The organism is Actinomyces sp. MRS3W (genome assembly GCF_032465695.1).
Lineage (GTDB): Bacteria > Actinomycetota > Actinomycetes > Actinomycetales > Actinomycetaceae > Actinomyces.
Genome location: NZ_JAWDJJ010000020.1, coordinates 1 through 5,229, shown reverse-complemented (window position 1 = coordinate 5,229; position 5,229 = coordinate 1). Strand labels below are relative to the sequence as shown.

7 protein-coding genes and 1 tRNA gene are annotated in these 5,229 nt (G+C 68.6%); 2 read left to right on the top strand and 6 right to left on the bottom strand.

What is annotated here, in order from left to right:
• Positions 1-2: 2 nt before the first annotated feature.
• Positions 3-146, top strand: a complete 144-nt coding sequence (locus RWX45_RS00510) for a PaaI family thioesterase (RefSeq protein WP_316021839.1) — start codon at positions 3-5, stop codon at positions 144-146.
• Positions 147-163: 17 nt separating this feature from the next.
• Here the strand turns inward: RWX45_RS00510 and RWX45_RS00505 are convergent, their stop codons facing one another.
• Entirely contained in the window at positions 164-775 is a 612-nt protein-coding gene (locus tag RWX45_RS00505; protein WP_316021837.1) for an ANTAR domain-containing response regulator, read from the bottom strand.
• Positions 776-841: 66 nt separating this feature from the next.
• On the opposite strand from RWX45_RS00505, the gene RWX45_RS00500 reads away from it, so the two are divergent.
• Positions 842-915: transfer RNA gene (locus tag RWX45_RS00500), tRNA-Leu, on the top strand.
• Between the two features lie 88 nt (positions 916-1,003).
• Here RWX45_RS00500 and pyk read toward each other — a convergent pair.
• From pyk to RWX45_RS00475, 5 genes are all read right to left on the bottom strand, one after another.
• A complete protein-coding gene (gene pyk, locus RWX45_RS00495) occupies positions 1,004-2,434 on the bottom strand; it encodes a pyruvate kinase (RefSeq protein ID WP_316021836.1) in 1,431 nt (476 codons plus the stop codon).
• 72 nt (positions 2,435-2,506) lie between these two features.
• On the bottom strand, positions 2,507-3,367 hold the full coding sequence (gene lgt, locus RWX45_RS00490) for a prolipoprotein diacylglyceryl transferase (RefSeq protein ID WP_316021835.1): 861 nt from the start codon (positions 3,365-3,367) through the stop codon (positions 2,507-2,509).
• 6 nt (positions 3,368-3,373) lie between these two features.
• Positions 3,374-4,198, bottom strand: a complete 825-nt coding sequence (locus tag RWX45_RS00485) for an indole-3-glycerol-phosphate synthase TrpC (protein ID WP_316021834.1) — start codon at positions 4,196-4,198, stop codon at positions 3,374-3,376.
• Between the two features lie 107 nt (positions 4,199-4,305).
• Positions 4,306-4,680, bottom strand: coding sequence for a phosphoribosyl-AMP cyclohydrolase (hisI, locus tag RWX45_RS00480; RefSeq protein WP_316021838.1), 375 nt, complete (start codon positions 4,678-4,680; stop codon positions 4,306-4,308).
• Between the two features lie 96 nt (positions 4,681-4,776).
• Positions 4,777-5,229: HisA/HisF-related TIM barrel protein (locus RWX45_RS00475; protein ID WP_316021833.1), on the bottom strand; the 453-nt coding region annotated here is incomplete at its 5' end.

Below are 5,229 nucleotides of genomic sequence, written 5' to 3'. Positions count from 1 at the left end.
GGGTGACGGCGGTCGCCACGCCCCTGCACCGCGGGCGGCGCACCGCCGTCTACCGAGTTGAGGTGAGCGATGAGGACGGGCGCATGGTCGCGCACGGCACACTGCGCAGCTTGTACGTCGACGTCGACGGGGGGGCGGCAGGCTGACCGGCGCGAGGGCCCGTTCAGGACTCTTTCTTGGCGCCGCCCACCTGTTCGATGACGGCGTCGGCGACCTCACGCATGGTCAGGCGGCGGTTCATCGACGTCTTCTGCAGCCAGCGGAAGGCCTCGGGCTCGCTCAGCCCCATGCGCTCCATGAGCAGGCCCTTGGCGCGGTCCACGCGCTTGCGGGTCTCGAACCGCTCCTGGAGGTCGGAGATCTCGGACTCCAGGGAGCGGATCTCCTCGTGACGGGACATGGCGATCTCGATCGCCGGAATCAGCTCCGCCGGGGTGAAGGGCTTGACCACATAGGCCATGGCACCGGCCGCACCGGCGCGTTCGACCAGCTCGGTCTGGGAGAAGGCCGTCAGCATGACGACCGCGCAGCCGTGGGCGTCGATGATGCGTTCGGCAGCGGTGATGCCGTCGAGGACGGGCATCTTGACGTCCATGACGCACAGGTCGGGCTCGTGCTCATCGGCAAGACGAATGGCCTCCTCGCCATTGGCTGCCTCGGCGACGACCTCATAGCCGGCGTCGGTCAGGGTCTCGACAATGTCCAGACGGATGAGGGTTTCATCCTCGGCGACAAGGACTCTGCGGGTTCGGGAAGAATCGGACTCGTTGCTCACGCCGCGATTCTAGTATGCTCTGGGACGTTGCGAAGCCCGCTTCCCACCGAGCGCGTCGCCGAGCACGCCTCCGTAGCCCAATTGGCAGAGGCATCCGACTCAAAATCGGAGTGTTGTGGGTTCGAGTCCCACCGGAGGTACGAAGAACGCAGATTCGCCCGGAACCGCAACGAAAGCGGTTCCGGGCGATGTGTCTGTTCCGGCTACTGCCTGAGCCTTTGCTAGGGCTCACGCCCGGTAGTCGGTGGTCTCCCCCACGGTGTGAACGCGGATGGAGTTGGTGGAGCCGGGCGTGCCCGGGGGCATGCCGGCAACGATGATGACCTCATCGCCCGGCTTGGCCAGATGCTTGGACTGAAGCAACTCGTTGACCTGGGCGACCATGTCATCGGTGTGCTTGACCTCGGGCACCTCGTAGGTCTGCACGCCCCAGGAGACGGACAGCTGGTTGCGGGTGGAGTGCAGCGGCGTGAACGCCAGCAGCGGGATTGTGGAGCGCAGACGGGACAGGCGGCGGGCGGTGTCCCCGGACTGGGTGAAGGTGACCAGGTAGGTGGCGTCGAGCTGCTCGCCCATATCGGCCGCCGCCCGGGTAATCGCGCCGCCGCGGGTCTGCGGGTAGGAGCCCAGCGGGGCGATGCGCTCCCCGCCATTCTCCTCAACATTCTCAATAATGTTGGCCATGGTGCGCACCGCCTCGATCGGGTAGGCGCCCACCGAGGTTTCGCCGGAGAGCATGACCGCGTCCGCGCCGTCGAGGATGGCGTTGGCGCAGTCGGAGGCCTCGGCGCGGGTGGGGCGCGGGTTCTGGATCATCGACTCCAGCACCTGGGTGGCGACGATGACCGGCTTGGCCTGGCGGCGGGCAAGTTCGATCGCGCGCTTCTGGACCAGCGGCACCGCCTCCAGGGGCATCTCCACCCCGAGGTCGCCGCGGGCCACCATAATGCCGTCGAAGGCGGAGACGATGTCCAGCAGGTTCTCCACCGCCTGGGGCTTCTCGATCTTGGCGATGACCGGGATGCGCACCCCCACCTCATCCATGATCTCGTGGACGTCCTTGATGTCCTCGGCGTTGCGGACGAAGGACAGGGCGATGAGGTCGGCACCGATCTTGAGTGCCCAGCGCAGATCCTCACGGTCCTTCTCACTCAGCGCGGGCACGGACACGGCCACACCCGGCAGGTTGATGCCCTTGTGGTTGGAGACATAGCCGGGCACCTCGACGCGCGTGACGACGTCCGTGTCGGTGACCGCGGTGACGCGAACAGCCACGTTGCCGTCGTCGATGAGGAGGCGGTCCCCGGGACGGCAGTCGCCGGGCAGGCCCTTGAAGGTGGTGGAGACGCGCTTGACGGTTCCCAGGACATCGTCGGTGGTGATGGTGAACTCGTCACCCTTGTTGAGCATGACCTTTTGGTCGTCGACGAAGTTACCCAGGCGGATCTTGGGTCCCTGCAGGTCAACGAGGATGGCCACGGCGCGACCGGAGGCCTCGGCTGCGGCCCGAACCCGGGCGATGACCTCCTCCTGGTCCTCGGCGCGGCCGTGGGAACGGTTGATGCGGCACACATTCATACCGGCGTCTACAAGCGCCTGCACCTGCTCGGGAGAGTCGGTGGCGGGCCCCAGGGTGCATACGATCTTCGCTCTGCGCATGGGACAAGCCTAAATGACTCCGGGCCCCGGGGACGAGTAGCCGACGCAGTCGCCGCCGGGTTGGGACCGTCGTCACCGCTGTTCGCGGGTGATCTCATCGTGCAGGGGACGGCGCGAGATAATAATGAAGCTGACCAGCCCCGCCAGGAAAATGATGATCGAGGTCCACACGTTCAGCCGCAGCCCCGCAATGAGTTGCGCGTCGTCAATGCGCAGGCACTCGATCCATGCCCGGCCGGCCGTGTACACCATGAGGTAGGCGCACAGCAGCCGTCCGCCCACGGCGCCGTCACGCCGCCGGAGCCACCGCTCCAGCCAGATGAGGAAGGCGGCGCCGGCCAGGTTCCACAGGGCCTCGTACAGGAACGTCGGGTGAAACAGGGTGCCGGAGGCGTAGCCGGCCGGCAGGTGCGCGTCGTCGATCTCCAATCCCCACGGCAGCGTGGTGGGAGCGCCGAAGAGCTCCTGGTTGAACCAGTTGCCCAGGCGGCCGATGGCTTGAGCCACCAGCAGCGCCGGGGCGACGGCGTCGGCGAAGGGAGCCCAGCGCAGCCCGCGATGACGCAGCAGCCAGGCGGCGGCGAGCGCTCCGAAGAAGATGCCGCCCCACACGCCCAGTCCGCCGCGCCATATCTGCGGGATGAGCGCGAGATTGCCGTGCGCACCGAAGTAGGCGTCCGGTGAGGTGATGACGTGGTAGATCCGGGCGCCGACGATGCCCACAGGCACGGCCAGCAGGGCCACGTCGAGCACCTGATCCGCCTGCCCCCCGGCAGCGCGGTAACGGCGATCCGTCCACCAGACGGCGACGAAAACGCCGGCAAGTATGCACAGGGCATAGGCGCGTAGGGGGAACGGGCCGACGTGCCACACCCCCCGGGAGGGACTGGGCAGGGAGGCCGCCAGCAATGCGGCGTGGTTGAGGGACGTCATAGGCACTTACAGCATCTCTCGGTGGGTGGCGGGAAGCAGCGCCGGGTGGCTGCCCGCAGCGACCAGCTCGGCGACGAATTGTTGGGGGTCGGCGGAACGGATGACGGCCTCACCGACGAGGACGACGTCGGCTCCCGCACGGGCATAGCTCATGACGTCATGGGGACCGCGCACCCCGCCGGTGGCAATGCGGGTGACGGAGGCGGGCAGCACGCGGGCCACCCGTTCGAAGCGGGAGCGGTCGACCGACCGGGTTTCCGGGTCGCGGGCGTCGACGGCGAGGAAGCGCGCTCCGGATTCAACCGCTGTCACGGCCTCCTGCCGTGAGTGCGCCTCCACCACCGCCACCATTCCCAGGGAATGCGTGCGCTCGATGAGTGACTCCAGGACAAGCGGCTCCAGGCGGGCGTCCAGCATGAGCAAATCGGCGCCGTGTGCGCGGGCCTCATGCACCTGGTAGGGGGTGACGACGACGTCGTTGACGAGGACCGGCACGTCGACCGCCGCGCGCACCGCATCCAGGTCGGCGAGTCGACCATGGGAGCGGAGCGGCTCGGTGACCACCGACACGCAGGCGGCCCCGCCGGCGGCATAGAAACCCGCCAGGACGGCCGCATCCCCCACCCCGGATAAGTCGGCGAAGGTGGCGGTGGCGCGTTTGACCTCGGCGATCACCGATACGGCGCGTCCCTCACCGCGCAGCGCGGCTACGGCGTCGCGGCAGGCCGGGGCGGCGCGCACCGCCTCTTTGAGTGCGTCCAGGGGGACGCGCTGTTCACGGGCGGCAACACATGCGCGGGCCGCAGCGGCGAGCTCGGCAAAGGTGTTCACGGGATGGCACCTCCTCGCATTCGCCGGGGCATCGGTCATGTCCCGTCCTGACGTCGTCGTCGTGACGGCTGTGCTGATTGCGTCTCATGGTTCCCGGCCAAGGGGCACTAAGGCAAATCCGGTTCACTTATGGGACGCTCCCCCACCCTCGCCCCCAGGTCTCCACCGGCGAGGAAGCAGGTGCGCGTACCGGTGTGGCAGGCCGCGCCGACCTGGTCGACCTCGATGAGGAGGGCGTCGCCGTCGCAGTCCAGGGACACGGCCTTGACGTACTGGTAGTGACCGGAGGTGTCGCCCTTGCGCCAATACTCCTGGCGGGAGCGCGACCAGTAGGTCACCCGACCCTCGGTCAGGGTGCGGCGCAGCGCCTCATCATTCATCCAGCCGAGCATGAGCACCTCACGGGTGTCGTACTGCTGGACGACGGCGGCCACGAGTCCATTCGCGTCGCGCTTGAGGCGGGCGGCCAGCTCGGCCGGCAAAGTGGCGGTCTTGCGGCCCTCGGGGTCGTGGGAGGGACGGCCGGTAGCGGCGGTTGCGTCAGTCACAGACGCTATTGTCCCATCCCCGCGGGGCCGTTAGCGCACCGGGTGGCCCGCGGCCCGGAGTGCGTCCTTCGCCTGCTGCACCGTCATGGTGCCGTAGTGGAAGACGCTGGCGGCCAGGACCGCGTCGGCTCCGTGGTCGGCGGCGGCGGCGAAGTCCTCCGGGCGGCCGGCGCCCCCGGAGGCAATGAGCGGAATATGCACCTGGCGGCGCACGGCGTCGAGCATCTCCAGGTCGAATCCGCCGGTGACGCCGTCGGCGTCCATGGAGTTGAGCAGGATCTCCCCCGCGCCCAGCGCGGCAGCACGCGCGGCCCAGTCCACGGCGTCAATCCCGGTTGAGCGGGTGCCGCCGTGGGTGGTGACCTCGTAGCCGGAGGGGGTGGACACGCCCTGGGGGCAGCGGCGGGCATCGACCGAGAGGACGACCACCTGGTTGCCGAAGCGGCGGGCGACCTCGGCCAGCTGCTCGGGACGGTTGATGGC

Bases quoted from the DNA above. Each gene is read 5' to 3' on its own strand.
- pyk (WP_316021836.1), bottom strand. From the start codon at position 2,434: ATGCGCAGAGCGAAGATCGTATGCACCCTGGGGCCCGCCACCGACTCT.
- lgt (WP_316021835.1), bottom strand. From the start codon at position 3,367: ATGACGTCCCTCAACCACGCCGCATTGCTGGCGGCCTCCCTGCCCAGT.